This window comes from Paenibacillus rhizolycopersici (assembly GCF_014947195.2).
In the GTDB taxonomy this organism is placed as follows: Bacteria; Bacillota; Bacilli; order Paenibacillales; family Paenibacillaceae; genus Fontibacillus; species Fontibacillus rhizolycopersici.
Genome location: NZ_JADCNN020000013.1, coordinates 25511 through 51416, shown reverse-complemented (window position 1 = coordinate 51416; position 25906 = coordinate 25511). Strand labels below are relative to the sequence as shown.

Here is a 25906-nt window from a genome sequence, read left to right as displayed (position 1 = left end):
GCATTGAACATCTTTGCTTTAATCCTCGGCGGTTTCTTCGGGACAATCCTTCGTTATGGGCTGTCCTTCTGGATTCCAACTGCCGGGGCTTTCCCCTTGCCTATACTATTGATCAATTGGGCTGGATGCCTATTTCTCGGCTGGCTTTTTACCGTTGCCGCCATCAGGAATATCCGTCCGAGCGTGCGCATCGGGGTTGGTACCGGGTTCACTGGCGCGTTTACGACATTCTCCACCTTCACGGTGCAGACCGTAGATGCCATACATACCGGACACCTGGCAATAGCACTCGCCTATCTATTGGCCAGTTTGATCGGCGGTCTTCTGATGGCTTGGGCCGGGGTCAATTTAGGCCAAAGAATGCGCATCTCTAAGGCAGGTGAAAACGCATGACCGTCATTGTTGGACTTGGCGGGATCCTCGGAACGCTTCTGCGTTACTATCTAGGGCAGTGGATTTCAACTCGGTCCGCCCATCAGGGCTCGCTTTTCCCTTGGGGAACATGGGTCATCAATCTCAGCGGCTCCCTCCTGCTTGGTATTTTGGCGGGATTGCACACGCAGCATTCGATCCCCGCGTGGAGCTGGTTGATGCTCGGAACCGGCTTCTGCGGCGCTTACACGACCTTCTCCACCTTTGGTTACGAGACGATAACGTTGATCGGAAAAGGATATAAACGCCAAGCTGTCCTCTATGTACTTTCCTCTGCGCTGCTTGGCGTGGCTTGTGCTTGGCTGGGCGGCTGGCTTGTAGCATAAATGTAAAGACGACCGAAGCAAGGCATACGCCCGTATAACGATCATGCGTACCGACAGCTGCATACCATACAGCAAATCCGCGATCATGCGAGAAAAGGTGATTTCTTTTGGCCAGTTTTCGTAAAGCTTATTTGCTGAAGCAGCGCATTGCCGGAAACATGCTGAGGAAGAACGGAGTCCACGGCATTGGCGTCGGCCTGCGGGACCCCAAACGCCCCAAACGAGGCGCAGCTATCATTGTATATGCCGATGCCCTGTCAACAACCGTCGCCTCCAAAAAAAACGCGAAGTCAAAACGCCCCCCCACTTTACCTCGTTATCTGAAGCCCCGTGACGGCGTGCCGATTCGTATCGTACGCTCTCCCCGCTTCTGTAAACGAGGCAGTAACGGAAATGGCGGTAAGTACACCCGTCGGATCCGACCCGTTGTGGCCGGATACAGTGTTGGAACGGCCGATGCTTCCGGCACGGCTGGCCTCATCGTCAGCAGTGACGCAAACGGGTGCAGCCGCTTGATCCTGAGCAACAACCACGTCCTCGCCGATAACAATACCGGGTGTTTCTCGCCGACGCTCCAGCCCGGCGGCGCCGATGGAGGCACAACCGCCAAAGACCGGATCGGTCAGTTGGAACGTGTCACCAAACTGAGGAAGAAACGGCCGAATTATCTGGATGCGGCGACCTCCAAGCCCTTCAGACGGTCTTTACTAAAGCCGGCTTATGCCGTCTATGGCGCGGTCCCCGGCCATGTCCGTTCCTATAAAATAGGCGACCGCCTCAAAAAAGTCGGCCGCACTACAGGGGTCGTGACCGGCACGGTGGAATCGATTCATACCGATGTACAGGTCGATTACGGGGATTACGGTAATTTGGGGACGATCACCTTCAAGGATCAAAGCGTTATCCGCGGCAAACGTCCGGTCTCCCTGGAAGGCGACTCCGGCTCCGTTTGGCTGACAAACAAAGGGAACCTCGCAGCAGCGGTCAATTTCGCCGGATCGGAGAACGGGATGCTGTCCATCTCCTATCCCATCGAGTGGTTTATGCAGGTATTCGGCGCTCGCGTGGCCAAACCGCGTAAAGGCCGGATGCTTCGACCCCAAAAGGGGAAGAGCGGAAAATATATGTGTATCCGACCGTTGCCCGCAAAACTCGTGAAATCCCTACGTCCGATTCACGCTTCTCCCCGCCCTCACCGGCGACACGTATAGGAAATAATAAAAGCTCCCTAAGGGATTCCTTAGGGAGCTTACAATGTTATTCCATAAAATCCTTCAGCCGCTTGCTTCGGCTTGGATGCCGCAATTTGCGCAGCGCCTTGGCTTCAATCTGGCGAATCCGTTCCCGGGTTACGCCAAACTCCTTACCAACCTCTTCCAACGTCCGCGTACGGCCGTCATCCATCCCAAAACGCAGCCGCAGCACATTCTCCTCACGTTCAGTCAGCGTATCCAATACTTCCTCTAACTGCTCTTTCAAAAGTTCATACGCCGCAGCTTCCGCCGGTGCCGGAGCATCGTGATCCTCGATGAAGTCGCCTAGGTTCGAATCGTTCTCTTCCCCGATCGGCGTTTCCAGCGATACCGGCTCCTGCGCGATCTTCATGATCTCGCGCACCTTATCCGGCGTCAGATCCATCTCCTTGGCGATTTCCTCCGGAGTTGGCTCGCGCCCAATCTCCTGGAGCAGCTGTCGCGAAATACGGATCAGCTTATTGATGGTTTCCACCATATGCACCGGGATCCGGATCGTTCTGGCTTGGTCAGCGATCGCACGGGTGATGGCCTGACGAATCCACCAAGTCGCGTAGGTGCTGAATTTGAACCCTTTTGAATAATCGAACTTTTCCACCGCTTTGATGAGACCCATATTGCCCTCTTGGATCAGGTCCAGAAAGACCATTCCGCGCCCAACATAACGGCGGGCGATACTTACAACCAATCTCAAGTTCGCTTCGGCCAGACGGCGTTTTGCTTCCTCGTCCCCGTTTTCGATGCGCTGTGCGAGCTGGATTTCCTCCTCCGCAGATAACAGAGGCACCCGTCCGATTTCTTTCAAATACATTCTTACCGGGTCATCGATTTTAATCCCTGGCGGTAACGTCAGATCGTCGGTATATTCCATTTCATTATGCTTCAAGTCCTCAGTCATCTTCCAGACCCCCACCCTAAAAAATGAAAAAAATGCGAAAACCATTCTATATCTCTAAAACCTGTATATCCATTTGACAATTCATTGGTATTATGCTACTATTGAGGAGATTATTGCGTGTGTGCCTTGTGAGTGGCTATCCGTCATTTTACCACAGTTCATTAGCTCATACAAGTTTTATTTTTTATTATGTTCATGGAACGAGACGCTGATCCCTAAGGATCAGCGTTTTTTGCGTCCCTCTATTCTTCTTATTCGACAAAGGTTACTCTCGATCCTCCCAAGCCCGGAGTAATGCACCTTGAAAAATTTCCAAAGGCTGAGCACCGGATACGGCATACTTGCCGCGTAACACGAAGAACGGTACGCCGCGAATCCCGAGCCGTCTCGCTTCGTTCTCATCCTCACGGACTTCATCCGCATACGCATTTTGCTCCAGTACATCCCGAACCGCGGAACCATTCAAGCCAACCTCTTCAGCCAAACGCACTAGCGTTTCATGTTCTCCAATATGCAGGGAATCCGTAAAATAAGCTCGGAATAAGCGCTCGTTCATTTCCTTGGCTTTGCCCTGCTGCCCGGCATAATGCGCCAACCGATGGGCTTCGAACGTATTCGTCGGCACGATCGTATCGAAATTATACGTCAACCCTTCCGTTTGAGCCTGTTGCGCCACATTCCGGTTCGACTCCTGTGCCTGTTGTAGGCTGAGGCCGTATTTGACCGCCAATAATTCATGGATGCTCGATTCCGTGTCCTTTGGAGCACCCGGATCCAGTTCAAAACTGCGGTATACGATTTCGATTTCATCCCGATAATCAAATAATTCCAGCGCTTTCTCCAAGCGGCGTTTGCCGATGTAACAAAACGGACAGACAAAGTCCGACCAAACTTCGATTTTCATGTCAATCTCCTCCTTTTTCCAAACACCCTCTACCGGATCAGTCCCCATTCACGTGCCTGTTCCTCGGTAAGGATAAATTGTTCCTGCTCCCAAACCTCGTCCTCTTTGGTCAGTCCGAACGAAGCTCTGACTTGCGGCCAAATCCCCTTTTCCACCGCTTCACTTTGCGTAATGATGATTTTCAATCCGGATCTTCCTTCCAAGTTAAGAGTTTGTCAATTAAGATTACCCGAATTGAAAACCTTCAAACGTACCTCAATCCGTTACCCCATCCCAATCATATGGAAATTATATGCGTTTATGCAGCGCCTCATTTCGCAAGATGTGACTTGCCTGTCCATGGCGGCTATAATAGGACGTGAAGGATATCTTTTCCATAAGAGGTGATTGGAATGAAAGTTACTTATTGGGGACACTCCTGTATCCAGGTGGACACGGGGAAGCATCGACTCGTCATCGATCCGTATCTAACTGAGAATCCGACCGCTGCAGCGGCCGCCGAAGACATTCAAGCCGATTACGTCCTTCTTACCCACGGTCATTCCGACCATATCGCCGATGCGGAAAGCATCGCCCGGCGAAACAACGCCCCGATTATTGCCATCGTTGAGCTAGCCGATTATTTTGCCACTGCCGGACTGCAAACCGTAGGCATGAACCTTGGGGGTTCTCGCACGTTCCCCTTCGGGAGGCTGAAGTGGGTACCGGCGCTTCACAGTACCTCCGTCAACCGAGACGGCGTAAGCTTATATCTAGGCGTCGCCGCGGGCATTCTGCTCGACTTGGACGGGTTTACATTGTACCATGCGGGCGATACCGCACTTTTCAGCGACATAAAGCTGGTAAGCTCCCGACGGCCGGTCGACTTGGCGTTCTTGCCGATCGGCGACCATTTTACCATGGGACCCGACGATGCTCTGATTGCAGCCGAATGGATTGGTGCCAAACACGTCGTACCTGTGCATTACAATACGTTTGACGCAATCGCCCAAGACGGTGAACGGTTTGCGGCAGAGCTAGAGCGAATCGGTATACAAGGTCACGCCCTGAAACCAGGGGAATCTCTGGATACATTCTAGGCGTTGAAAACAGCACATTGTTGCGTTTCCTGCAGCAATTTGCTGTTTTTTAATCCGCCAATTCCTTCCCCCGCGTCTCAGTCCCAAGAAAGAATACCGCCAGTGCTCCGACCAGAATCGTCACGAAGAACATCCAGAAGATGCTGCCTATTGCGATTTCACGGGCGACCAACATGCCAACCAGGTACGGGGCGATAATGCCGCCGATTCGCCCAAACGAAGCGGCTAATCCAACACCGGTCGATCGTACACGGGTCGGGTACAGTTCCGGCGTATAAGCGTACATCCCGCCCCAAGCACCAAGATTAAAGAAGGATAAGCATATGCCAGCCGCGATCAGCATCCCTTCGCTTGTCGCGTTTCCGAACCAAGCCGCGCTGACCGCCGTTAGCAGCAAGTACAACACCAGCACGAACTTGCGACCGAATTTCTCGATAAAATAAGCAGCCGTAAAATATCCCGGCAGTTGGGCTAACGTCATAATTAACACATATTCAAAGCTTTTCACCAGGCTGAAACCTTTCAGTACCATCACCGAAGGCAACCACAAAAACATACCGTAGTATGAGAATACGACAGTAAACCACAGAATCCAGAGCATCACGGTCGAGCGGCGGTGCGGAGAAGCCCAAACCGACTTGAACCGTTCCCCGAAGGAAGGCCCCTGCCCTTTACTATTCCTCACCTGCTCCTTAAATCGGACCGGATCCTGAATGGACTTACGCAGATACAGCGCATAGATCGCAGGAACGGCGCCGATGATAAAAGCGGCCTGCCAACCGTAATCCGGAATGATGAAATACGAAATCAATGCCGACGCGATCCAGCCTGCGGCCCAGAAGCTTTCCAACAGGACGACGGCTCTTCCGCGTTCAGCGGCTGGGACCGATTCGGACACCAGCGTGGATGCGACAGGCAGCTCCCCGCCGAGGCCAAATCCAGCGATAAAACGCAGCACACACAGCATGGCAAAGCTCGTGGCTGCGGCAGAAAATCCGCTAGCGACGGAGAAAATCAGCAGAGTCCATAACAAGACGGATTTACGTCCGAACTTGTCCGCCATATAACCGGCAATGGCCGCGCCAAAGGCCATCCCTACGGAGTTGATTGCCGTAAAGAAGCCGGTCTGCTGCGGCGTCAAGCTCCATTCCACCGCCAGAGCGGCGGCAATAAACGAAATGATACCGACGTCCATCGCGTCGAACATCCAACTGAGCCCTGCGCTGAACAGCAGCTTCCGCCGTTTTACAGCGGGTTTTCCAGATACGGCCTGTTCTTGAGCATTCAAACGGCTCTCCCCCTATCCCATCTTGTCCTCTCTTTAGCTTATCCAAATAGGCGGTTGATCCATGCTAGGGCGTCATGCCGCTTTTCTTGTTTGATATGGACCGATTTCGAACCACAAAAACAATCCCCAACACGATGAGAAATACGGCATAGGATACGATCAGCTCCCGAAGGTTCACTCCGGGAAAAACAATCGATGCGCTTAATATGCCAAACAACCAAATGCTCGACAGGTTACCGACCAGATTGGACCAGGTGTATGATCTCATCTTCAGGTTGGAAATCGCCGACATAAACGAAATCAGATTGTTTGGCATGATCGGAACCGTACGAAGAAAGATCACCGCCCACACCCCGTAGCGGTCCAGCCCTTTTTGCCATTTTTCGTATTTCTGCAGCTTGCCCATCCACTTGCGGTTAAACCAGTCGGCAAAGAAATATCCGCACATCAAATATACAATCATCCCTGCCGCCGTCCCGGCAATCCAGCTCGCCAATAGGCCGTTCATGATCCCCAACAGGGAAATATGCAGCATGACGATTGTAGCAAATGGGAAAACTCCAAAGATCCCCTGCACCACGGCAAGCGGGATGGTGAGAAGGAGGATGGAGTACCCGCCCAGATGGGTCGTCTCCAAAAACCAGTCCGTCAATTGCTTAATCCATTCGTTCAAATGATTCGTTCCCCATTCCCCAAAAACTATTACGCCTGAACGCGGTTCCCCAAGATGATGAGATCCCGTTCCACACCATCCAAATTGGCTACACGGGGCAGGTGTGCCCAACGCTCGAAGCCAAACTTGCCAAGAAGTTTGAGGCTGGGTTCGTTGTGACCAAACACGAAACCGAGCAGCGTATGAACACCAATCCGAGGACAATCCGCAATCGCCCGAGTCAGCAAGATTCCGCCGATCCCTCGAGATCGGTAAGCTTCGGAGATGTAAATGCTAATCTCCGCCGTACCGTTATAAGCCGGACGCCCGTAGAAAGATTGGAAGCTGAGCCAGGCGATGATCTGCCCCCCGGATTTCATGACCCATAGCGGCCGGAAATCGGGAGAGTGCTCTTCAAACCACTTCTGTCTGGCGTCGACGGTCACGGGCTCCAAGTCGGCCGTGACCATCCTTCCCGCAATGGTTTCATTGTAAATCGAAACGATGGCTGGCAAATCCTCGAGGATCGCGTCCTCAATCCTATAGTCAAAGTCCAAATGTTCGGTCATATGTAAGTGCTCACGATCCTTGAATGATTTTGTTGTAGAGCTTGATCATGCTAAAATGCATGCCTTCATGATACGTCGTAAAGTTGATTAGTTGCCCTACGGTCTCAATCCGGTAGCCGCTGGAAGTCGAATAAGGTTCGATGGGTTCCTTAAGTTGTCCGGATAATACCGTTCTTACCCGTTCAGGCTGTGCTTCCAGCACCGCAAGAATATCGTTCAAACTTGGACTTTCCGAAGTCCATTCCAACGGTGACGTTCCATTGGCAAACAGCTCTTGATAAATCTCCGGAAGCTCCGATGTTCTTCCCGTAAAGGTAAATGCATATTTATCCGTGACTAAGGCAAGATGTCCCAAATTCCATAAAATATGATTGCGGAAACCTGCAGGGACAACCAGCACCTTTTCCTCGGGTAAAGTTCTAGCCAGCTTCAAGGTTTGAGTTCGTACGAATTCAAGCTGCCGCCAAATGGCTTGTTCCATATTCTTCCCCTCCTAGTCGGTTTCGTGCTTAATCTGTACGTAATGTTCCACCGTTGGGAACGGGTCGTAGAAATGATGAAGCAGCGCTTTCCATTCCTGGTATTCGGGCGACTGCCGGAAACCGACCTCATGCGCGGTGATCGACTGCCATCTCACCAGAAGAATATATTTATTCACCGTCTCCACGCATTTGTGGAGCTCATGTCCCAAATAACCGTCCATCCGACGAATCAGTTTAGAAGCCTTGCGGAAATTGCTCTCGAAATCATTTATCATTCCCGGCTTCACCTGCAGTTGAGCTACTTCAAGAATCATCCTCTACATCCCCTCCGTTCAACTGATTATAGCACGGACTTAGCGCTTTATGAATCCAAATTGCGGCAATTGAACCTTCCCCCATCGCTACGCTAACTTGTTCGGCATGAACCCCCAGATCGCCGGCAGCCCAGACACCGGGTACGCTCGTTTGCTTCGTGCGAGGGTCGGTTTCCACGTGTCGATTGCCGGAAATAGGTACACCCAGCTGAGCCGCTAACCTGGAGTGAACCTCATTGCCGCCAAAAGCGATAAATCCTCGTTCCGCCGCGAAGCTTCGACCATCCTTCAGCATTACGCTGCGGATAAAACCTTCGGTGTGCTGTACCTCGACGATTTCTCCTTCCTCGTAGCGGATCTCCCGTTCCGCCATTAGGTGCAGCAGCTCCGGCGCAACATCCGATCGTTCGTGATTGATATAAGTTAAATCTCGGGTACGTTCCGCCAATAGAAGCGCCATCTCCGCCCCGGTGCGGCCGGCGCCCATTAATACTGTTTTCCGGTCTTGGATCTCGTACCCGTCGCAATCTGGGCAGACGTATACGCTCAGCCCTAGCGTCGGAACCATACCTGGGACATCCGGAAAACGATCAAGTACGCCGGTGGCCAAAAGCACCGTCTTGCCGGTATACCCCGTTCCGCTTAGCGTGACAACCTGAAACCGCCCTTCTCGCTTCTCGGCTCCAGTCACCGTATCCAGCACAAATTCCACACCGTAAGATTCCGCTTGTCTTCTTCCCCGGTTGCGAAGCTCTTGGCCCGAAATCCCTTCCGGAAAACCTAACAGGTTATGATACTGTTGACATAACGTCGATCTCCCAAAACCGGCGTCAATAACCAACACTTGGTGCGCCGAATATCGCCCTAATTGGATGGCAGCCTGCAATCCGGCGATTCCGCCTCCTAGGATTAAGCAATCATAAACTTTGGTTTGTTCCATTTGCATGTCCCACTTTCCGCGTGATCTTAATTGACTTCTGAAATGAAGTTGATGTATAGCCGCATTCCCGTCAGGAGAAATTAAGTGTGAGCCACAAGGAGGTGTAAGTTTGGACAAGTTTCTCGTCAAATTGCTTGGAAACGGGATCATCCTCATCGCCATGTTGATGATCTTAAGCAACGCCTCATTTATATCGGCGCTGCTGACAGCTTTAGCGTTGTCCATTCTAGCCTATTTATTCGGGGATCTCTTCGTCCTTCCTCGGACGAACAATAGCATTGCGACCCTTGTGGATGCGCTGCTCGTTTTCGTCTTTCTGTGGGCGATTGCCGCCAACGCGGAGTGGACGTTATCCTTCGGCGAAATGCTGACCATTACGCTGATGGTAGGCGTATTCGAATGGTTCTTGCACGGTTGGCTGCTGCGTGATGGAATTCGTCGGGACAGCAGCGTGAGAGTACGCGATTCACGATAAATGACTTTACAAAAATAAAAGCGCGAGTAAGGAGATCTTCTCTCCCTACTTGCGCTTTCTTATTTTTGCAACGTCATTTAACTTCCCAGCATCACGCGGTCATCGGAAAGCTTGTGTCCGCTGATCCGCTCAAATTCGCCTAGCAGACGTTCCATCGTCAAATCGCGTTTCTTCGTGTCGTCCACGTCGAGGATGATGCGGCCGCCGTCCATCATGATTAGGCGATTGCCCAGCCGAATTGCCTGCTCCATGTTGTGGTTAACCATCAACGTGGTCAACTTCAGTTCGCTGACGATCTCCTGCGTCAGCCTCGTCACCAGCTCGGCGCGGGCCGGGTCCAGCGCGGCGGTATGCTCGTCGAGCAGCAGCACCTGCGGCTCGGTGAACGTCGCCATCAGCAGGCTGAGCGCCTGGCGCTCCCCGCCGGACAACGTGCCGACCTTGGCGCGCAGCCGATTCTCTAGCCCGATACCCAACCGGCGTAACTGCTCCTGGAACATCGCCCGGCGCTTGACATTCACGCCTAAACCAAAGCCGCGTCGTTTCCCACGAGAGAACGCCATTGCCAAATTCTCCTCGATCGTCATATGCGGCGCGGTACCGGCCATAGGGTCCTGGAAGACGCGGCCGATCCACTTGCTTCGGCGATGTTCCGGGAGGTGACCGATGTCGACACCGCCAAGGCGAACCTCGCCGGCATCCGGTTTGATCACGCCGGATATCATATTCATCAGCGTGGATTTACCGGCGCCGTTACTGCCGATGACCGTCACGAAATCGCCCGGACGCAGATGCAGATTGACATCGATCAACGCGATTTTCTCGTCCGGCGTACCGGGGTGAAACAGCTTTGATACCTCGGTTAACTTCAGCATCAGAACCCACCCCCTACGCTCTTATGGCCAGGGGTTTGCGCGATTTCAGCCGCGCGCCGGCGGGCGATCGATTTCTGCTTCATGTTTCTTTGCACAGTCGGAAGCACCAAAGCAATGATGACGATTACGGCGGTGATCACCTTCAAATCCGTTTGCTCCAGCCATTCGATCCGGAGTGCCAAGGCAACAACGACCCGATAAACGATCGATCCAAGCACTGCCGCCAGCGTGGCCCAAAACACCGTCCGCGCCCCAAAGATCGCTTCACCGATAATGACGGAAGCCAGACCGATGACGATCATCCCGATGCCGGACGAAATATCGGCGAATCCGGATTGCTGGGCAATCAGCGCCCCGGACAAAGCCACAAGCCCGTTGGACAAACTGAGTCCGAGAATAATGGTATAGTCCGTGTTGGCACCAAAGCTACGGATCATTCGCTTATTGTCACCGGTTGCGCGCAGCGCAAGTCCGAGCTCCGTCCGGAAGAACAGATCTAGCAGCAGCTTGATGGCGATGACTACGATTGGCATGAACACCAGCGGCGACACCGAGCTGAACAACGTGGTCTCCCCAAGCAAGCCCACGTTCGGTTTGCCCATGATCCGCATGTTGATGGAATAGAGCGCGATCATCATCAAAATCCCGGACAACAGTCCGTTAATCCGTCCTTTGGTATGGATGAGGCCGGTGATGGCCCCGGCAGCCAAGCCGCCAAGGAAAGCCGCAATCGTGGCGATCCACGGCGAGCTTCCCCCCGTGATCATCACGGCCGCGATAGCTCCGCCGGTCGTAAAGCTTCCGTCCACGGTCAGATCCGGGAAATCGAGAATTCGAAAAGTGATATAGACGCCAAGCGCCATGAGCGCGTACAACAGGCCGGATTCCAGCGCCCCGAGCAGCGAGTTTAACATGATGAGTACCTCCCCCGAGAATTTAGGAGCGAGTGCTGCCTATTCGATCAGATTGTTGGCCTTATCCGTGATTTGGTCTTTCATGGCGTCCGTCACTTCAATGCCTTGCTCGGCCGCCGCTTTCAGGTTCATGATCAAGTCGAGTTTATCCGGTACGGTGACTTTCAGATCGCCGACCTTTTTCCCGTTTTTCAGCACGTCCACAGCCATTTGGCCTACTTGGTAACCATGGTCATAATATTTGAATCCGATCGTGGCAAAAGCACCCTTCTCCACCGTATCCCGATCGCTCGAGAAGAAGGGAATGTCGTTCTCGTTAGCCACCTGGATTACGGTACTAACCGCTTCAACAACCATGTTGTCCAGCGTAATGTACAGCGCATCCACCCGGCCAACCAGCGATTCGGCCGCTTGTTTGACTTCCGATGTATTCGTCACCGAGGCTTTGACCAATTTGATGCCGTGGGCGTCCAAAGCTTTCTCGGCATGGTTTGCCATGACGACCGCATTCGGTTCGCCTTGGTTGATGACCAGTCCGACCGATTTCACGTCTTTGAAATTCTCGGCGATGAAGTCCATCAGCTTGGTAATCGCCTCCGGGTTCGTATCGGAAGCGCCGGAGATGTTCCCGCCCGGATGATCCAGATTGTCGACCAATTTGGCATCGATCGGATCCGTTACCGCTGCGAACAGAATCGGTGAGTTCTTGACCTGCTGCGCAACGGCTTGCGCCGGAGGCGTGGCGATCGCGAGGACGAGATCGTACTTCTCGCCGGCGATTTTTTGCGCGATGGTCGTATTGTTCGTTGGATCTCCCTGCGCATTGTTATAATCCAGCTCCAGGTTGTCGCCTTCGACGATACCGGCGTCTTTCAAAGCGGCAAGGAACCCTTCTCTCGTTGCGTCTAGGGAAGGATGCTCCACGATTTGCGAAATCGCGATTTTGTAGGAATCCTTGGTTGGCTCCGCTGCATTCCCCGCTCCCGCGGAATTCTCCGTTCCGGTGCCGCCGGCATTTCCCCCGTTGGCTGCATTCCCCCCGTTCCCGTTTGTATTGTTGCCGCAAGCGACAACGCCCACCAACAGCAGCGACATGGCAAGTAAAACTCCGAGCTTCTTCTTCATATTTCGTTTCCCCTTTCTCTCTCATGAATTGATAAATGATGACCCAGGAAGGTTGGACCAGTAAAACATGATCCGATTAACGCTTTTGTCGATAAAAGGATTAAAGTGTATATGGACAACCATTCGCCCAACGTGGACACGAAGTATTATTCCTATATTAAATGGTGGTCAATTATCCGTCAACAAAAAAGAGCCAACCTAAGCACGACCGGTACCCCGGCCTTGCTCAGGCAGCTCTTCCTCAACTTCAGATCATTTTTTGGTATCCATATAAATATGTTTAGCCTCGATCGCTTGAGGCGTGATCTCGAGCACGCCAAAGCTGTATTTCGGCTCCCGCCGCTTATCGGTTGGCGAACCGGGGTTGAACCACAAGACACCTCCGCTTTTGGCTAGATAGGGCTTATGGGAGTGACCGAACAGCACGGCGTCCACTGGCTTCCCCGCAAATACGCGCTCGGCATTGTCCTTAGCTCCATGCCCGCCGCCGGGCAGATGGCCGTGAGTCAGCCCGATTCGCCTTCCGCTCAGCTCAAGAATTTTGTGCTGACCGAACCGGCGGATGATGTCCACCGGGTCGTTGTTACCAGCCACCCCGTCGACCGGGGCTATTGCTGCTAACTGTTCATAAACGTCCATGGTCACCCAATCGCCCAGGTGGAGAATCAGGTCGCAGGTTTTAAACGTTTGCCGCAGCTTCGCGGGCAGCTCCGTCCCGCGGCGCGGCATATGCGTATCCGACACGACTCCGATGCGCATAGGCCGTTACCTCAACGGCGAAGCAGCCATACGCACATAGGTGTGCCGCCGCCCGCGGATCGCGATCGATAACGCTTGAATGTTCTCCGGGACGGCCATCCCAGCGAAACCGGCGTCTCCGATATGGAATACGTCTGCCCCCGCCCGTTTAGCGCTGAGCGCAATCTCCCGAACCGTTGCTTCGTCTGCGCCTTCCTGGCTCGTGCCGATCGCCGCTAAGGCCAGGGCACCCCTCGCCTTGACCTCTGCGATGATCTGAGCCAGATCTTCCTCCCGCACGCCGGGAACCGTGCCCGGGGCAGGCAGCAGGACGACGTCCGCGCCGGCTTCGGCGAACCCGATCGCCGCCTCCCGATCAAGGACGCTGCCGCGGGTGCCAGCCCCGTGCATTTTGCCTGCCAGAATCAAACCGCCGAATTCCCGTTTGGCCAAGGTGATCGCCTGCTGGATGCGTTCGTGGGTCACGCCGGTTTTCGGGTTGCCCGTCAGGCAGACGAAATCGCAGCCCAGCCGCTTGGCTTCCGCTAAGCTCCGTGCCGTTGCCCGCCGTCCTTCGGGCAGCTGGTTTAGTGACTCGACCGCTTCGGCAGAGTCATCAACCGGCTCCAGATTGATACCGATCGGCAGCCCCGTCAACCGCTTTAGTTCGGCGATCGGATTTCGCGCCTCTGGCTTCTGTTCCCCGCCGCCGACTTCCGGCGCAAACAAATCCCTAGCCTCGATGCCGCGAACCTGCGGCTGAAACACGTCAAAGACGTTCAACAAGATCATATCCGCACCGAAAGCCTTCGCGAGTTCTGCGTTGGTTAGCTCCGGCAACAGCGGCTGCGACGTGACCACCGTCTCCGCGATCACGGTACGTCCTTCCGCCGCCAACATCGCTCCCTTTAAAGCTTCGCGATCCATTCGCCGGAAATCCGATGCCCGGCAGTCCAATATCCGTTTCAAACTCTACCCCTCCATTCAACGATGAAATGAAACCCATGCTGTGTTCAGTGTAGCATGCCAGGAAACCACAGACTACGACATTTTTACGAAGTTGTGATTCGTTATAAATAGACTCTGGCCTCATAAGGACGCAGCCGCAAGTGGCGTAAATCCTCATGAACCTGCGGGGCGTAATTGGAGATCAGGAGTTCGATGTCCCGGGGTTTCATGACCTCCTCCGGCCATTCAAATATCGGCTCATCAGCACTAAAGTTTAAAATCACCAACAACCGGCTAGCGTTTAACGAACGGGTAAACACGTAAATTTCCGGATGGTCGGGAAGCAACAGCTCATATTCACCGTAAACGATCACGGCATGCTGCTTTCTTAATCGAATCAGCTCTTTATAGTAGTGATAGATCGAGTCTGGGTTTCGGCGTGCTTCCTCAACGTTGATCCGATCGTAATTCGGGTTGATACCGATCCAGGGGGCTTCTGCGGTGGTAAATCCAGCCTGCGGCCCGTTATCCCATTGCATGGGGGTTCGAGCGTTATCGCGACTTTTGAGGTGAATCGCTCGAAAGATGTCTGCTTCCGGAACACCCTTTCTTTGTTGCTCCTCATAGAAGTTAAGCGTCTCCACGTCGCGATATTCCTCAATTGAGGCGAACGCGGCGTTGGTCATTCCGATTTCCTCCCCCTGATAAATGTACGGTGTCCCTTCCAGCATATGCAGGAAGGTGGCCAGCATTTTGGCCGATGGGACTCGGTATTCCTCCGAATCGTTACCGAAGCGCGAAACCGAGCGCGGTTGATCGTGGTTGCCTAAATAGTTGGCATTCCAGCCCCGGCCGTGCAGCACCGTCTGCCAGCGGGTGATGACTTCCTTCAAGTCCGTCAGTTTCCACGGAACGACGTCCCATTTACCGCTGCCGGCAGAACCGGCATCCAGAAACATATGCTCAAATTGGAACGTCATATTCAGCTCGCGGCGGTCGTCTCCCACATAGTCCAGCGCCTCCTCGGGGCCTAATCCGGATGTTTCGCCTACCGTCATAATGTCGTAGGAATACAGCACGTTATCATATAAGTTTTGCAGGAGAGTATGTACGTCGTCGAGGTTGGAGAAGAGCTCGTAAGCCCGCACCGTCGGCATCTGTTGCGGATTGTGCGCGTCCGGCAGCCCTTTCGCCTTGGCGATATGCGCGATGGCGTCGAACCGGAAGCCGTCCACGCCCTTTTGGAGCCACCACTGGATCATGTCGTGCAACTCGCGGATCACGGCTGGATTTTCCCAGTTCAAATCGGGTTGATGTTTGGAATACAAGTGCAGGTAATATTCGCCAGTCCGTTCGTCGTACTCCCACACCGAGCCGCTGAAGTACGACTCCCAGTTGTTTGGCGCTCCGCCGTTTTTCCCCTGCCGCCAGATGTAATAGTCCCGCTTGGGATTGTCCGTGGACTGACGTGATTCCAGAAACCAGGGATGCTCGTCCGAGGTGTGGTTCAGCACCAGGTCCATCATCAGCTTCATTCCCCGCGCGTGCAGCCCCTCCAGCAGCTCGTCAAAATCCTCCATCGTGCCGAAGGCGGGATCGATTTGGCAATAATCGCTAATATCATAACCGTTATCATGCCCGGGCGATTGATAGATGGGACACACCCAAACCACGTCGATCCCAAGGTCCTGCAAATCATCCAGCTTGGACAGAATGCCGCGCAGATCTCCCACTCCGTCCCCGTTCGAATCCTTGAAGCTGATCGGATAGATTTGGTACACGACGCTTTCCTTCCACCATTTCGGGTTCATCGGTTCAGCCTCCTGGTGTGATTAACTTGTTTCACGTTGATGGTATTGCTTAGTATGACTGTTTCACCTTGGTTTCAAAACATGAGTCTCGCCGTCCAACGTTGCCTGGAGCACTTCCTAAATTAGGGTCTCTATCATTAAATGTTCAGCGAGTAGCTGGTATTTCCAAGCGCTCCGGGCAGATGAACGATGTAGAGGACAATATCCGTCACATCATTCAAAAGCTAAATTTCAATTTGAATACGGACTGGTTGGGGTTCGAAAAATTCAAAAAGAAACCGAAACCACATGGAGTTACAAACTCGCATGTGGTTTCTTTTTGAATTCTATTAAAGATTATTTTTAGATACGTGGACAATAAACCAAGCTAGTTGGCACACCTGGATATTCACCAAGTATTTCGTTGAATTTGTTATATTTATCATTATCATCGTTGTAATATAAATTTAGAGCCCTAGTGCTTTATATAAATTCAAATTGTTTGTTGCATTCAAAGCATTTTAACTTATCAATTTCTTTGCCAAATGCATGCAACAGTGTTTAACTCTTTCTTACAATCAGGACAGTATATAGCATACTTACTTAGTATTTTTTTAGATACCATTCACTCATCTCCAGTACTTAATCCTCCCACAATTCCTTCACCGTATTCAAGAATAATATTTCAGTTTGGATAAATTTATTATTAATGCCTTAGCGCTATCGCTACTTAAACCATTAATTAATTCCCCTTGTCCATCAGAATTCACCTTTACTACGAAGCTAACAAAAAACAGGTCAATCATGGTGGTAACTGACCATAATCGACCTGATTAAATGTATCGGCATAGCATTAATTAGGGTATAAACGTAAAGTATTGATGTGTGCACACAGCAATTTCGAGAAATCTTTATACGGGTATTACATGGGTTATATGTGTTATTGGTTGAATGAGGGGTTCACTCGGCACTGGGTAGCCGCCCAATGAAAAGGTCAAAGTCTCAATTTAGATTTTTTCACCTAGTATCGGTGAAATTTTCTCGAAAGTACTAGAATCAAAACCTTGTGTTAACAATTGAGATTCCACTAAATCTAAGACATCGTAATACGCAAAATTTGAACCTAATCTGTAACATTTATCCTCGGAATTTTCATCTACAGGCACAATCAAGGTTTCGTTGTATTTTTCCTGAATAAGTGCAATTAAATCGCCTAAAAAGTCTTTTAACTGTTTATCCATTTTTATCTACTCCTTAAAATGCCTTCAAGAATTTCTTTTTGTTCCAACTGTCTTTGAATGTCTGATGGCCACTTTTTGTTGATTAGTGCTTCTTGTTGCCTTGGGTCTAAATCCTTGAAATTGGGTATGTGTGCTTCAGAATTACGAATCTTATCCTGATGTTCAACTATTTGTTTATCAAGTGATTGTATACCCTTTTGAATTTCTACTTTTGATTTGCCAGTATACTGATTATAAAAGCCCGAGTGCTTTCCTCCACTTTTCGCTACATCAAAAGCATTACCCATCCCCTTAGCTTTAGTGCTCGCTCTAAAATACGCCTTTTCATTTAGTATTTCTTTTTGAAGTTTTGAGTTAGAAAAGTCATATCTAATTGTAGTATTCGTTGTAATTTTAACCCGAGGAGATTGGGGGTTAGTGCTTGGCTCAATAATTGGTTTTTTACTGCCGTTAGCACCCCATGTGATCCATTTGGGAATACGAATATTCCCCCCACCCCCACTACCACCATCTACTCGATGATCGTGTCCAGATGGGTCTGTATAAATTAAAGGGTTATTAACCACATACGTATACAAATTCAAGCTAAGCGGATTATTAATCTCCCCTTCATACGTATCCTCATTTATAAACCTTCCAACACTCGGATCATACCAACGTGCTCGCAAGTACTGCAAATGCGTGGTGTCATCTCATAATTCACCGGAATAGAGGAACGGGTTATAAACGGTTTCTTTCTTAGAGATGACATTCCCCCAAATGTCATAGCTGTATTGATTGAGGATGTTACCTTGTGCATCTCGCAGCTCCATGACATCTCCATGACCGTTATAAGTCACGTAAGCCTTGGAGGAATCTCCATATACGATAGCTTCCAGTCTCTGGCCTCGTTCATATTGAGCTGTGACTTCAGATTATCCATCCACCACCTTGGCCTCGGCAATGATTTGATGGCCATCATAATAATAACGTGTGGTTTCTCCATTCTGGGTTCTCTCAACAAGCAGGCCGTCCCCATTATACTGATAATTCACCGTATCTTTTCCATTAATGACCTGACTCAAACGGTTTTGATCATCATAAGTGTATTGAGCTTCCTGAATTTGGGGTTCCGTGTCCGTCTTTAAGGTTTGGCGATTCCCTCGGGTATCGTAAGTGTACCCCTCATTGTAGAGGCTTGAAGTTTCTACTCGATTTAACGGATCATAAGTAAAGCTGTCTGCCTTCCCATTTTGATTCCGTTCCGTAATATTTTTGTTACCATCATATTTATACTCGTATTTATTAAGAACTTCCTCACTTTGTTGCTGTTGCAACTCAATCAGCGACTGACCATCATACTTGAAGGTGCTTACGATACCGTTTTGGGTACTGCTCGTTCTTAAGAGTCCATTCTTGTAATAAGCGTATATTGCATCCGGACTTACTTCTTCTGTCCCCACCGTTTTCAATCGGTTGGTAACGTCATAAGTATAAAAGGTTTGTAATCCAAACGGCCCCGTCATTTCCGTACGCCGATCATTTTCGTCATACTGAATTGTCATTTGCCGTTGATCAGGGTACGTTACTTGAGTAAGCAATTCAGTGTATGGATCGTAACCGTAAGATGTTGTTCCTGTCCCATCCGTCATACTCGTACGCTTACCTGCCGCATAATATGCTGTAAGGTTAATACAGGTCTTGTCCAATTAATCTGTCTCACCAAAAAAAGCCCAGAAACCTGAAGTCCCTGGGCTTAATTGTACAACCTTAGGCGTACTGCTCCACCGCTTGCACATATTTGCGATGCACTTCTGCCCGTTCCGATTCTAGCTTGCGTTTGGCGGTTTCCAGCTCACGTTGCACTTCACTTACCGCCATGGTTTGGTTCCGGACTTGATCCAAGCTGTCGTTGATTCGTCCCTGTACCAGCCAATCCGAGAAGAAATCGTCAAAGAAATAGTCAGAAAATTTCAACAATCCGCCGATTTCCAGATTCGTCGAAATGCTGGCCCCAATGTCTTTGAGCTCGCGCTCAAAACGCTGCAGGCTTTGCCGCGCCGTATGGAGATGGCTCATCGCCTCGTCAATCCGTCCGTGCTTGATGTGCGTGGACAACATCCCGCCTCCCAGCATATCGTACGTCCCCCAATTTTTCGCCGAGCGGAGATCCTCCTCTGCTGCGCTTAAGTCGCGAAGGGCCGATTGGCCTGCGCGTACCGCCTCGTCCACCTCTTTGAGCTCCACAGTGAGGACCGCTTCGCGTTCGACCAGCTCTCTCAGTTCGTAATTCTCCTCCAGGATTTGCCGTTCCTTCGCTTGAAAAACCCGCTCGTATTCGTTCCGCCAAGAACCGAGGTCTAGCAGCCTGCGCTCGATTTCGGAGATTTGACGTTCCATATCCCGAACCGCTGCTTCTGCGGCGTCGTACCTCACCTTCGCTTCCAGAACTTCCCGCTGCTCCCGATCCAGCTTCTCAGCCTTGTTGCCAAGAACAGTAGCCAGCAAGTTGGATAACGACATTGCCGATAGCTTACGGACGTCCTCTTCCTCTGCAGCCAGCTTCGTTTGCCAACGATTCCGTTCTTCTTGCAAGCCGGACAGCTCCTGCTGAAGAGCTTTGAGGCGCTGTTGCCATTTCTCCTGGTTCCGGCCTTTCTCTTTGAGTTCCGCCATTCGCGCGTTCAAATCCTCGAACAAGCCTGATTCCTCCTTCACCGCCGGAAACAGCCATCCGGCCTAAGTGGTTTCGATATCATGTTCTACGTTGTTCGATACGGTTATGTTTCAGAGCGCCTGATTCCAAGCCAACGCGCCGTTCGCCTCCGCGCTCTTCACGATTTCCTCGCACAGCCGATGGGTTTCCAGCGAGTCCTGCAACGAGATGGCCGGAACCTTACCTTCGCGAACGCAGCTGATAAAATGATCGATGATTTGCACGAACCCTCGCCGATACAACACCGGATCCCAGTCCTTGAAGGTTGATCGTTTGGCTTCACCGCCGGCAAAATGCTCGGTGGTATTCAGCCCGTCCACCCGCCACTTCTGGCCGGGGCTCATCACCTCGAGGATTTCATCGTTGGTCCCCGAGTCGCGATTCATGATTCCGATACAGGTGAAGCCTTCACCTTCCAGTTGGAGTGTGACATGATACAGCTTCCCATCTTGAACCCGAGTTGAGACATGGAAGTTATGAACTTCTCCCGGGGCCAAGAACCGCAGGGTATCCACTACATGAATATAATCATCCAACACGAAGCGGCGGGCATAGTCCGGTGAAGGAGTACGGTTCTTCTGCAGCAGCACCAACCGACGATCCGGCTGTTCCTTTAGAGCTGCATTCATCGGGGCGAAACGGCGATTAAAGCCGGTCATGAGCAGCACACCTTTCTTCTCCGCCAGCTCGCTCAGTCGTTTAGACTCCTCATATTGATAAGCGATTGGCTTATCCACGTAAACGTGGATTCCGTTCTCAATCAGCTGCTCCAAAATGGCCGGATGAGACTCCGTCGCCGAGTGGACAAACGCCGCATCTACGCCGGATTTCACCAAGTCATCCACGCTGCCCGCCGTTTCCGGGACGCGGTATTTTGCCGCCAACTTGGACCTTGCCTCTGGATTTCGTGTACTAAAAATGAGGTCGATATCCTCCCTCGCCGTAATGACCGGCAAATACGCTTTTTGCGCGATATCGCCGAGTCCGATGATTCCGATGCGCATCCGTTTAGCCTCCTGAAGGTACATTTCGTGATTTCGTTAGGTGGTTATCGTTCCCTACCATTTTGGCACAGGAAAAAGAGGATGTAAATTTGCTGCAGAAAAAAAGTGAACCCCCATGAACCTCATGGGGGCTTGTAGGTACTCCAATATTAAACGAAGGAAGGTCTTCTCAGATCCACGTCTCCCGTGAGGACCTTTACATATTCCTTATCTCCACCTTCAACGGAAGGACCAATATAAAGAATGCCTTTATTGCGACTTGAAATCACATCTCGCCTACCCTGTCCCTTCGTGCTCTTAGCCTCCAACAGCGATGGGGACTGACGTTTCGAAGCTTTGGACACCGAGTTCGATCCTTGTCTGAGTTTCATGTTATCACGCTTCATACCGAATCCCCTCCAAGGATATAATGAATGGTTCGCAAGAGTTCATTATTATGATTTACGATGATGCCTAATTGGTGTTCGGTCAAGTGATGCCTACCGGAAAAATGAACCGAGAGAACATGTTCTTTACCTAAAGGATAGCATAGGATGTATACCTGTTCAACTTCAAGTCGGCTAAAGAAAGCCCATTTTGAGGTTAAATACGCATCTACCACATAAATCGGCTGATGGCCGGACTCCACAAGTGCTTGGTTTTCGTGAAAGGTATAAAACCGGCCTTTTCCGACGTTTCCGCCAACTTGCCCAATTCCGTCATCCCCCTGTGCCTTCCAGAGAGCTGCGCCGGTAACCAGATAATCCGGAGGAGGAAGGATGGACGTCCGGATAGCCTCACTCAAAGCGTTATAACGCTCCTCCTCGTTGGGGATGGATAGATTCTTGTTATAAGTCCAGAAGAGATGCAGGATCCGGCGTTTGCGTTCCAGTTCCAATTCCATTATCGCAATGTCATCGCGCGGGTCTTGGTAACATCCTTCAGCTTGAATGGCTTTCATGAGGAATTGGCAGGCTACAGAAACAGCCGCCTCCTCATTTCCGTCCGTTCGCACCTCGTAATTCAGTAAGGTCAAGCCTTGGAGGTCGGATAAAAGATGATATTCCGATATGTTCTCCCCTTGGATTAGATCCTCGCTCTCTCTTACTTCTTGAGGGACAATCGCGAACACCCGCCGTCGCCCCAATCTCCCCCAAAACAAACCCATTTCAAAAAGCGTATTATCCCGGGTGATAAAAACAAATTTCCCTCGATAAAGCGCGACGTCATCCGGTGCAAAAATAAAAACTCCAAAATCATTTCGATGGAGTTGCTTCTCAAGAGACTCGATCGAATAGTCATTGCCTCCAAATGCGCCTGCATACCAAGGAGTGACCTGGGCATATCTGTTGATTTGGGCATGGATCCCGTTCGCGATCGACATCGCTTCTCTTGAAGAACCAATAAAGACATTGGGCTTGATCACATCCACAACTCCTTGAAAAACGATTCATCTTTTCCTAATTATACCACCAAGATCCGTTTTGCGTAGCTCTTTTTAGCACCCGCCGATGTCTCATGCTTACGCTCCGTTTACAATAGAATGATATGATGAGGAAAAAAAACGCCCGTTTGGCGCATGTAGATACATGGAAAGGAGCTACACTGCTTGCAGTCTGATCAAGTAACCCCCACTGCGATGGAACAACCGAACTCTGGACGGCTCCGGCGCGTCTTCGAGATCTTCGCCGTCTCCACCAAGCTGGGACTCACCTCTTTTGGCGGACCGATCGCCCATCTTGGCTATTTTCATGAGGAGTATGTGAACAAACGCAAATGGATCGGGGAACAAAAATATGCCGAACTGGTCGCACTATGCCAATTCCTGCCGGGGCCGGCGAGCAGCCAGGTTGGCATGGGCATCGGCTTGTACCGCGGCGGTATAGCCGGCGCTTTGGCGGCTTGGGCTGGATTCACGCTGCCCTCCGCCGTGGTGCTTATGCTGTTCGCCCTGCTGCTGCAAGGGACGGCGCTTGCCGACGGCGGTTGGCTGCACGGCCTGAAGCTCACGGCGGTCGCCATCGTCGCTCAGGCGGTGTGGAGCATGGGCGTGAAGCTCGCCGCCGGGCGCAGCCGAGCGACCATCGCCGCCTTGGCTGCGGCCGCCACCTTGCTCTGGCCAAGCGGCCTGACGCAGGTGCTGATCATCGCGGCGTCCGCGCTGGTCGGCTTATGGCTGTACCGCAGCAGCCCAGCCCCAGGTGCTTCGCCTGCACACCACGGCGAGGAGCCGCAAAACGGCATCCGCCTCCGCCGCTCGTGGGCTGTCGCGAGCCTCGCCGCCTTCTTCGGTTTACTTGGGCTGCTTCCGCTGGTCAGCCGGTGGTGGCCGAACCTCGGGCTGCAGTTATTCGACGTCTTCTACCGTGCGGGCTCGCTCGTCTTCGGCGGCGGTCATGTCGTGTTGCCGCTGCTGCAAAGCGAAGTCGTCCCTCGGGGCTGGATCGGCGAGGCCGACTTCCTATCCGGCTATGGTGCAGCCCAAGCCGTACCGGGTCCATTATTTACGTTCGCCTCCTATCTAGGGGCGTCCATTCACGGCGTTACAGGTGCGATACTAGCCACGATAGCCATCTTTCTGCCGGCGTTCCTGCTGGTCGTTGGGGTACTTCCCTTCTGGCATCGGCTCCGCGGCATCCCTAAGGTACAATACGCGCTTCAGGGCGTAAACGCCGCGGTTGTAGGCATCTTGCTCGCCGCCTTATACGATCCGATCTGGGTGTCCTCCGTTCAGGAAACCGGCGACTTCATCGTCGCTTTGCTGTTATTCGCCATGTTGATGTTCTGGAAGCTGCCGCCGTGGGTTGTGGTTGTTGCCGGAGCGGCGGGCGGGGCATTTCTCGGTTGGATCGGATAAAGCGGATAGGTTAACCGCGTCGCCCTAAGGCTCGTAAATCATCTTCCGCGTCATCCCGCCGTCCACCACCAAATGAGCGCCGGTCACGAACGTATTGTCCGGGTGAGTCAAATACAGGCAAGCCCGGGCGATATCCGCCGGAGTTCCGACTCGGCCCGCCGGATGCTGCTCGTGATCGATGTCGCGGAGTGCACCGTAGTCCCCGTTCTCGATCCAACCCGGGCTGATACAGTTCACGCGGATCCCGTCAGGACCAAGCGAAACGGCCAGCGCATGCGTGATCGACACGATCGCCCCTTTGGATGCGGCATACGCCTCCGAGCCCGGTTCGGACATGATCGACCGCGTTGAGGAGATGTTCACGATCGCCCCGCCGCGGCCGCTCCCCTTCACTCGTTTCGCCATCTCGCGGGAAGCCAGAAACGTACTTCGCACATTCGTGTTCAGGACATCGTCCCATTCCTCCACCGTAAGGTCATAGGTTGATTTAAACCGGGATATTCCCGCATTGTTAATCAGAATATCGATCCGCCCCAGCTCGCGCTCGGCCGTTTCCATCAACCGAACGATATCCGCTTCCTTCCGTACATCATATGGCACGAATAAGGCACGGCCCCCCGCCCGCCGGATCGCCTCAGCAGCCGATCTACCGGTTTCCTCATTCAGCTCCGCCAGAACGACAGACGCGCCTTCCTGGGCGTAAGCTTCCGCGACACCGCGGCCGATGCCTTGGCCCGCTCCTGTTACGATCACCGTTCGATTTGCCAAAGACATCTCTTGAACCTCACTCCTATTGTCCGCTTGCCGCAATGTGCCGGACTAATTCAGGCAGCCACTCGTCCAGCGCTTCGAATCGGTACCCGGCTTCATGCGCTTTCGAATTGTCCATCACCCATGAGGCCGGGATGCCAAACGGAGATTGATGCTCCTGAGCCGTTTCGCGTTCGATCAAGGCCGGTTTACCGGTGATGTTCTCGATTAAGCGGACGATGCCGCCAATGGTCATATTCCCATCCGAGCAGGCGTTCATCGGCCCCGTAAGCCCGGTTTCCCCTAGCCAGGCCAGAAATTGGGCCGTCTCTGCCGACGTGATGAAAGACATCGCCGCTTCCGGATTCGGCATGCCAATCGGCAGCCCCTGCTGGACATGCTCGACGTGAAAATGCAGCCGACGCGTATAATCATCCGGCCCCAGGACAATCGGAATCCGCAGTGCGCTCACCGGAAAATCAGCTTCTTGGAACAAGGCCGTTTCGGCCAATCGTTTCCCTTCCCCATAATCGAAAGCCTGTTTATCCCCGAGTTTCAGCTCGTAATTGTAAGGATCGAAGTCCGCTTCGACCAAGGGCACTTTGCCTAACTGATAAACCGATAAGGTGGAGGTCAAGATGTACTGCCCAACGCGACCTTTGAAGGCTCGCACGGCAGCAAGCGCCTCATCCGGCGAATAACAGATGTTGTCGTAAACCCTATCCCAGGGTCCGGCCGTAGCCGCTTCCCGTAGGGAGTCCTCGTTGGTTCGGTCCATCCGAAGCTGTGTGACCGGCGCATCAAACCGAACCTCCGCTAGCCCACGGGTTGCTACCGTCACATCATGTCGGCCGGATTCCGCCAGCCGATTGACGAGTCTTTTGCCGAAATAACGCGAGCCGCCTAACACCAATATTTTTGCCATTCCTATTCCTCCTCCATCACCAACAGTTTCCCGTTATCGGGTCGTAAACGTGCTTTTCATCAAGGACAAGGCGCTTAACATCCCGAAGAAAAAGAACTGCGGATCTCTCACAATCTCGAAATAACCCACAATATAAATCTGTTTGACGTAGATCGTGATGATCGGATAAATCAGCAGCAGGAAGCTGGGCACAAATACAAACGCAAACAGCGGGCGATGGAACTTCCGCCGGTTCGGGAAGCCGTTCAGGAAACTTAAGTACAATCCAAACGCCAACCCGTACACGATTTTGCCGATCAAGCCGTATTCGATTTTATAAAGAGTTTGTGTCTTGTGATTCATCATGTCGGTGAACTGATTTCCGTAATACATCAGCACCAGCGCTCCGATCATCCAGACGAAATAATAGAAATAACCTCTCGAGTTCTTCATGTATCCTACTCTCCCTATGTA

The 25906-nt window shown here is 52.0% G+C and carries 29 protein-coding genes and 1 pseudogene; 6 read left to right on the top strand and 24 right to left on the bottom strand.

What is annotated here, in order from left to right; translation table 11 throughout:
* Positions 1-3: 3 nt before the first annotated feature.
* From crcB (IM700_RS14855) to IM700_RS14845, 3 genes are all read left to right on the top strand, one after another.
* Complete coding sequence (crcB, locus tag IM700_RS14855; RefSeq protein WP_239483924.1) at positions 4-393, top strand: fluoride efflux transporter CrcB; 390 nt, start codon at positions 4-6, stop codon at positions 391-393.
* Entirely contained in the window at positions 390-758 is a 369-nt protein-coding gene (gene crcB, locus IM700_RS14850; RefSeq protein ID WP_193415318.1) for a fluoride efflux transporter CrcB, read from the top strand. Before crcB (IM700_RS14855) ends, crcB (IM700_RS14850) begins: the two co-directional genes overlap by 4 nt.
* Before the next feature lie 107 nt (positions 759-865).
* Positions 866-1969: a chymotrypsin family serine protease gene (locus IM700_RS14845; protein WP_193415317.1), complete on the top strand. Its 1104-nt coding sequence runs from the start codon at positions 866-868 to the stop codon at positions 1967-1969.
* A gap of 46 nt (positions 1970-2015) precedes the next feature.
* On the opposite strand, the gene rpoD is transcribed toward IM700_RS14845, so the two are convergent.
* From rpoD to IM700_RS14830, 3 genes are all read right to left on the bottom strand, one after another.
* On the bottom strand, positions 2016-2909 hold the full coding sequence (rpoD, locus tag IM700_RS14840; RefSeq protein ID WP_059045062.1) for an RNA polymerase sigma factor RpoD: 894 nt from the start codon (positions 2907-2909) through the stop codon (positions 2016-2018).
* A 265-nt stretch (positions 2910-3174) separates the two neighbouring features.
* Positions 3175-3813, bottom strand: coding sequence for a DsbA family oxidoreductase (locus IM700_RS14835; RefSeq protein WP_155608525.1), 639 nt, complete (start codon positions 3811-3813; stop codon positions 3175-3177).
* 29 nt (positions 3814-3842) lie between these two features.
* The gene (locus tag IM700_RS14830; RefSeq protein ID WP_167521295.1) at positions 3843-3998 is read right to left on the bottom strand and encodes a hypothetical protein; all 156 of its coding nucleotides are present in this window, start codon (positions 3996-3998) and stop codon (positions 3843-3845) included.
* Between the two features lie 207 nt (positions 3999-4205).
* On the opposite strand from IM700_RS14830, the gene IM700_RS14825 reads away from it, so the two are divergent.
* Positions 4206-4892, top strand: a complete 687-nt coding sequence (locus IM700_RS14825) for a metal-dependent hydrolase (protein WP_193415316.1) — start codon at positions 4206-4208, stop codon at positions 4890-4892.
* A 49-nt stretch (positions 4893-4941) separates the two neighbouring features.
* On the opposite strand, the gene IM700_RS14820 is transcribed toward IM700_RS14825, so the two are convergent.
* The 6 genes from IM700_RS14820 to IM700_RS14795 form a co-directional block, all read right to left on the bottom strand.
* Positions 4942-6180: an MFS transporter gene (locus IM700_RS14820; RefSeq protein ID WP_418888788.1), complete on the bottom strand. Its 1239-nt coding sequence runs from the start codon at positions 6178-6180 to the stop codon at positions 4942-4944.
* Positions 6181-6244: 64 nt separating this feature from the next.
* Positions 6245-6853: a TVP38/TMEM64 family protein gene (locus IM700_RS14815; protein WP_193415315.1), complete on the bottom strand. Its 609-nt coding sequence runs from the start codon at positions 6851-6853 to the stop codon at positions 6245-6247.
* Positions 6854-6882: 29 nt separating this feature from the next.
* Entirely contained in the window at positions 6883-7401 is a 519-nt protein-coding gene (locus tag IM700_RS14810) for a GNAT family N-acetyltransferase (RefSeq protein ID WP_193415314.1), read from the bottom strand.
* Between the two features lie 10 nt (positions 7402-7411).
* Positions 7412-7882, bottom strand: a complete 471-nt coding sequence (locus IM700_RS14805; RefSeq protein WP_155608529.1) for a DinB family protein — start codon at positions 7880-7882, stop codon at positions 7412-7414.
* 12 nt (positions 7883-7894) lie between these two features.
* Positions 7895-8197 carry an antibiotic biosynthesis monooxygenase family protein gene (locus tag IM700_RS14800; protein ID WP_193415313.1) on the bottom strand — a complete coding sequence of 101 codons (303 nt, stop codon included), beginning with the start codon at positions 8195-8197 and terminating at the stop codon, positions 7895-7897.
* Positions 8187-9137, bottom strand: coding sequence for an NAD(P)/FAD-dependent oxidoreductase (locus tag IM700_RS14795; RefSeq protein ID WP_155608531.1), 951 nt, complete (start codon positions 9135-9137; stop codon positions 8187-8189). Before IM700_RS14795 ends, IM700_RS14800 begins: the two co-directional genes overlap by 11 nt.
* Positions 9138-9246: 109 nt before the next feature.
* Here IM700_RS14795 and IM700_RS14790 point away from each other — a divergent pair, with 109 nt between their 5' ends.
* Positions 9247-9612 (top strand): DUF2512 family protein, encoded by a 366-nt coding sequence (locus tag IM700_RS14790; RefSeq protein WP_193415312.1) that lies wholly within the window; start codon positions 9247-9249, stop codon positions 9610-9612.
* A gap of 77 nt (positions 9613-9689) precedes the next feature.
* Here IM700_RS14790 and IM700_RS14785 read toward each other — a convergent pair whose 3' ends face one another.
* The 12 genes and pseudogenes from IM700_RS14785 to IM700_RS14730 form a co-directional block, all read right to left on the bottom strand.
* The gene (locus tag IM700_RS14785; RefSeq protein WP_193415311.1) at positions 9690-10487 is read right to left on the bottom strand and encodes an ABC transporter ATP-binding protein; all 798 of its coding nucleotides are present in this window, start codon (positions 10485-10487) and stop codon (positions 9690-9692) included.
* A complete protein-coding gene (locus IM700_RS14780) occupies positions 10487-11401 on the bottom strand; it encodes an ABC transporter permease (protein WP_193415310.1) in 915 nt (304 codons plus the stop codon). Before IM700_RS14780 ends, IM700_RS14785 begins: the two co-directional genes overlap by 1 nt.
* Positions 11402-11440: 39 nt before the next feature.
* Positions 11441-12526 carry an ABC transporter substrate-binding protein gene (locus IM700_RS14775; RefSeq protein ID WP_193415309.1) on the bottom strand — a complete coding sequence of 362 codons (1086 nt, stop codon included), beginning with the start codon at positions 12524-12526 and terminating at the stop codon, positions 11441-11443.
* 252 nt (positions 12527-12778) lie between these two features.
* Positions 12779-13285 carry a metallophosphoesterase family protein gene (locus IM700_RS14770; RefSeq protein ID WP_193415308.1) on the bottom strand — a complete coding sequence of 169 codons (507 nt, stop codon included), beginning with the start codon at positions 13283-13285 and terminating at the stop codon, positions 12779-12781.
* A 6-nt stretch (positions 13286-13291) separates the two neighbouring features.
* Positions 13292-14233 carry a DUF7916 family protein gene (locus IM700_RS14765; protein ID WP_155608537.1) on the bottom strand — a complete coding sequence of 314 codons (942 nt, stop codon included), beginning with the start codon at positions 14231-14233 and terminating at the stop codon, positions 13292-13294.
* A gap of 101 nt (positions 14234-14334) precedes the next feature.
* Positions 14335-16023 carry a glycoside hydrolase family 13 protein gene (locus tag IM700_RS14760; protein ID WP_193415307.1) on the bottom strand — a complete coding sequence of 563 codons (1689 nt, stop codon included), beginning with the start codon at positions 16021-16023 and terminating at the stop codon, positions 14335-14337.
* A gap of 986 nt (positions 16024-17009) precedes the next feature.
* Positions 17010-17243, bottom strand: coding sequence for a hypothetical protein (locus IM700_RS14755; RefSeq protein ID WP_193415306.1), 234 nt, complete (start codon positions 17241-17243; stop codon positions 17010-17012).
* Positions 17244-17245: 2 nt separating this feature from the next.
* A pseudogene (locus tag IM700_RS14750) lies at positions 17246-17923 on the bottom strand (RHS repeat-associated core domain-containing protein); the annotation flags it as partial.
* Between the two features lie 234 nt (positions 17924-18157).
* Positions 18158-18931 (bottom strand): RHS repeat protein, encoded by a 774-nt coding sequence (locus IM700_RS14745; protein ID WP_193415304.1) that lies wholly within the window; start codon positions 18929-18931, stop codon positions 18158-18160.
* 61 nt (positions 18932-18992) lie between these two features.
* Positions 18993-19922: a coiled-coil domain-containing protein gene (locus IM700_RS14740; protein ID WP_193415303.1), complete on the bottom strand. Its 930-nt coding sequence runs from the start codon at positions 19920-19922 to the stop codon at positions 18993-18995.
* A gap of 87 nt (positions 19923-20009) precedes the next feature.
* Positions 20010-20942 (bottom strand): Gfo/Idh/MocA family protein, encoded by a 933-nt coding sequence (locus tag IM700_RS14735; RefSeq protein WP_193415302.1) that lies wholly within the window; start codon positions 20940-20942, stop codon positions 20010-20012.
* A 382-nt stretch (positions 20943-21324) separates the two neighbouring features.
* A complete protein-coding gene (locus IM700_RS14730) occupies positions 21325-22353 on the bottom strand; it encodes a TIR domain-containing protein (protein WP_336244905.1) in 1029 nt (342 codons plus the stop codon).
* 207 nt (positions 22354-22560) lie between these two features.
* Here IM700_RS14730 and chrA point away from each other — a divergent pair, with 207 nt between their 5' ends.
* A complete protein-coding gene (chrA, locus tag IM700_RS14725) occupies positions 22561-23778 on the top strand; it encodes a chromate efflux transporter (RefSeq protein WP_193415401.1) in 1218 nt (405 codons plus the stop codon).
* Between the two features lie 24 nt (positions 23779-23802).
* On the opposite strand, the gene IM700_RS14720 is transcribed toward chrA, so the two are convergent.
* From IM700_RS14720 to IM700_RS14710, 3 genes are read right to left on the bottom strand one after another with little or no spacing between them, the layout of a single operon-like run.
* A complete protein-coding gene (locus IM700_RS14720) occupies positions 23803-24552 on the bottom strand; it encodes an SDR family NAD(P)-dependent oxidoreductase (protein ID WP_193415301.1) in 750 nt (249 codons plus the stop codon).
* Between the two features lie 16 nt (positions 24553-24568).
* Entirely contained in the window at positions 24569-25453 is an 885-nt protein-coding gene (locus tag IM700_RS14715) for an NAD-dependent epimerase/dehydratase family protein (protein ID WP_193415300.1), read from the bottom strand.
* A gap of 33 nt (positions 25454-25486) precedes the next feature.
* Entirely contained in the window at positions 25487-25885 is a 399-nt protein-coding gene (locus IM700_RS14710; protein ID WP_193415299.1) for a hypothetical protein, read from the bottom strand.
* Positions 25886-25906: the final 21 nt, after the last annotated feature.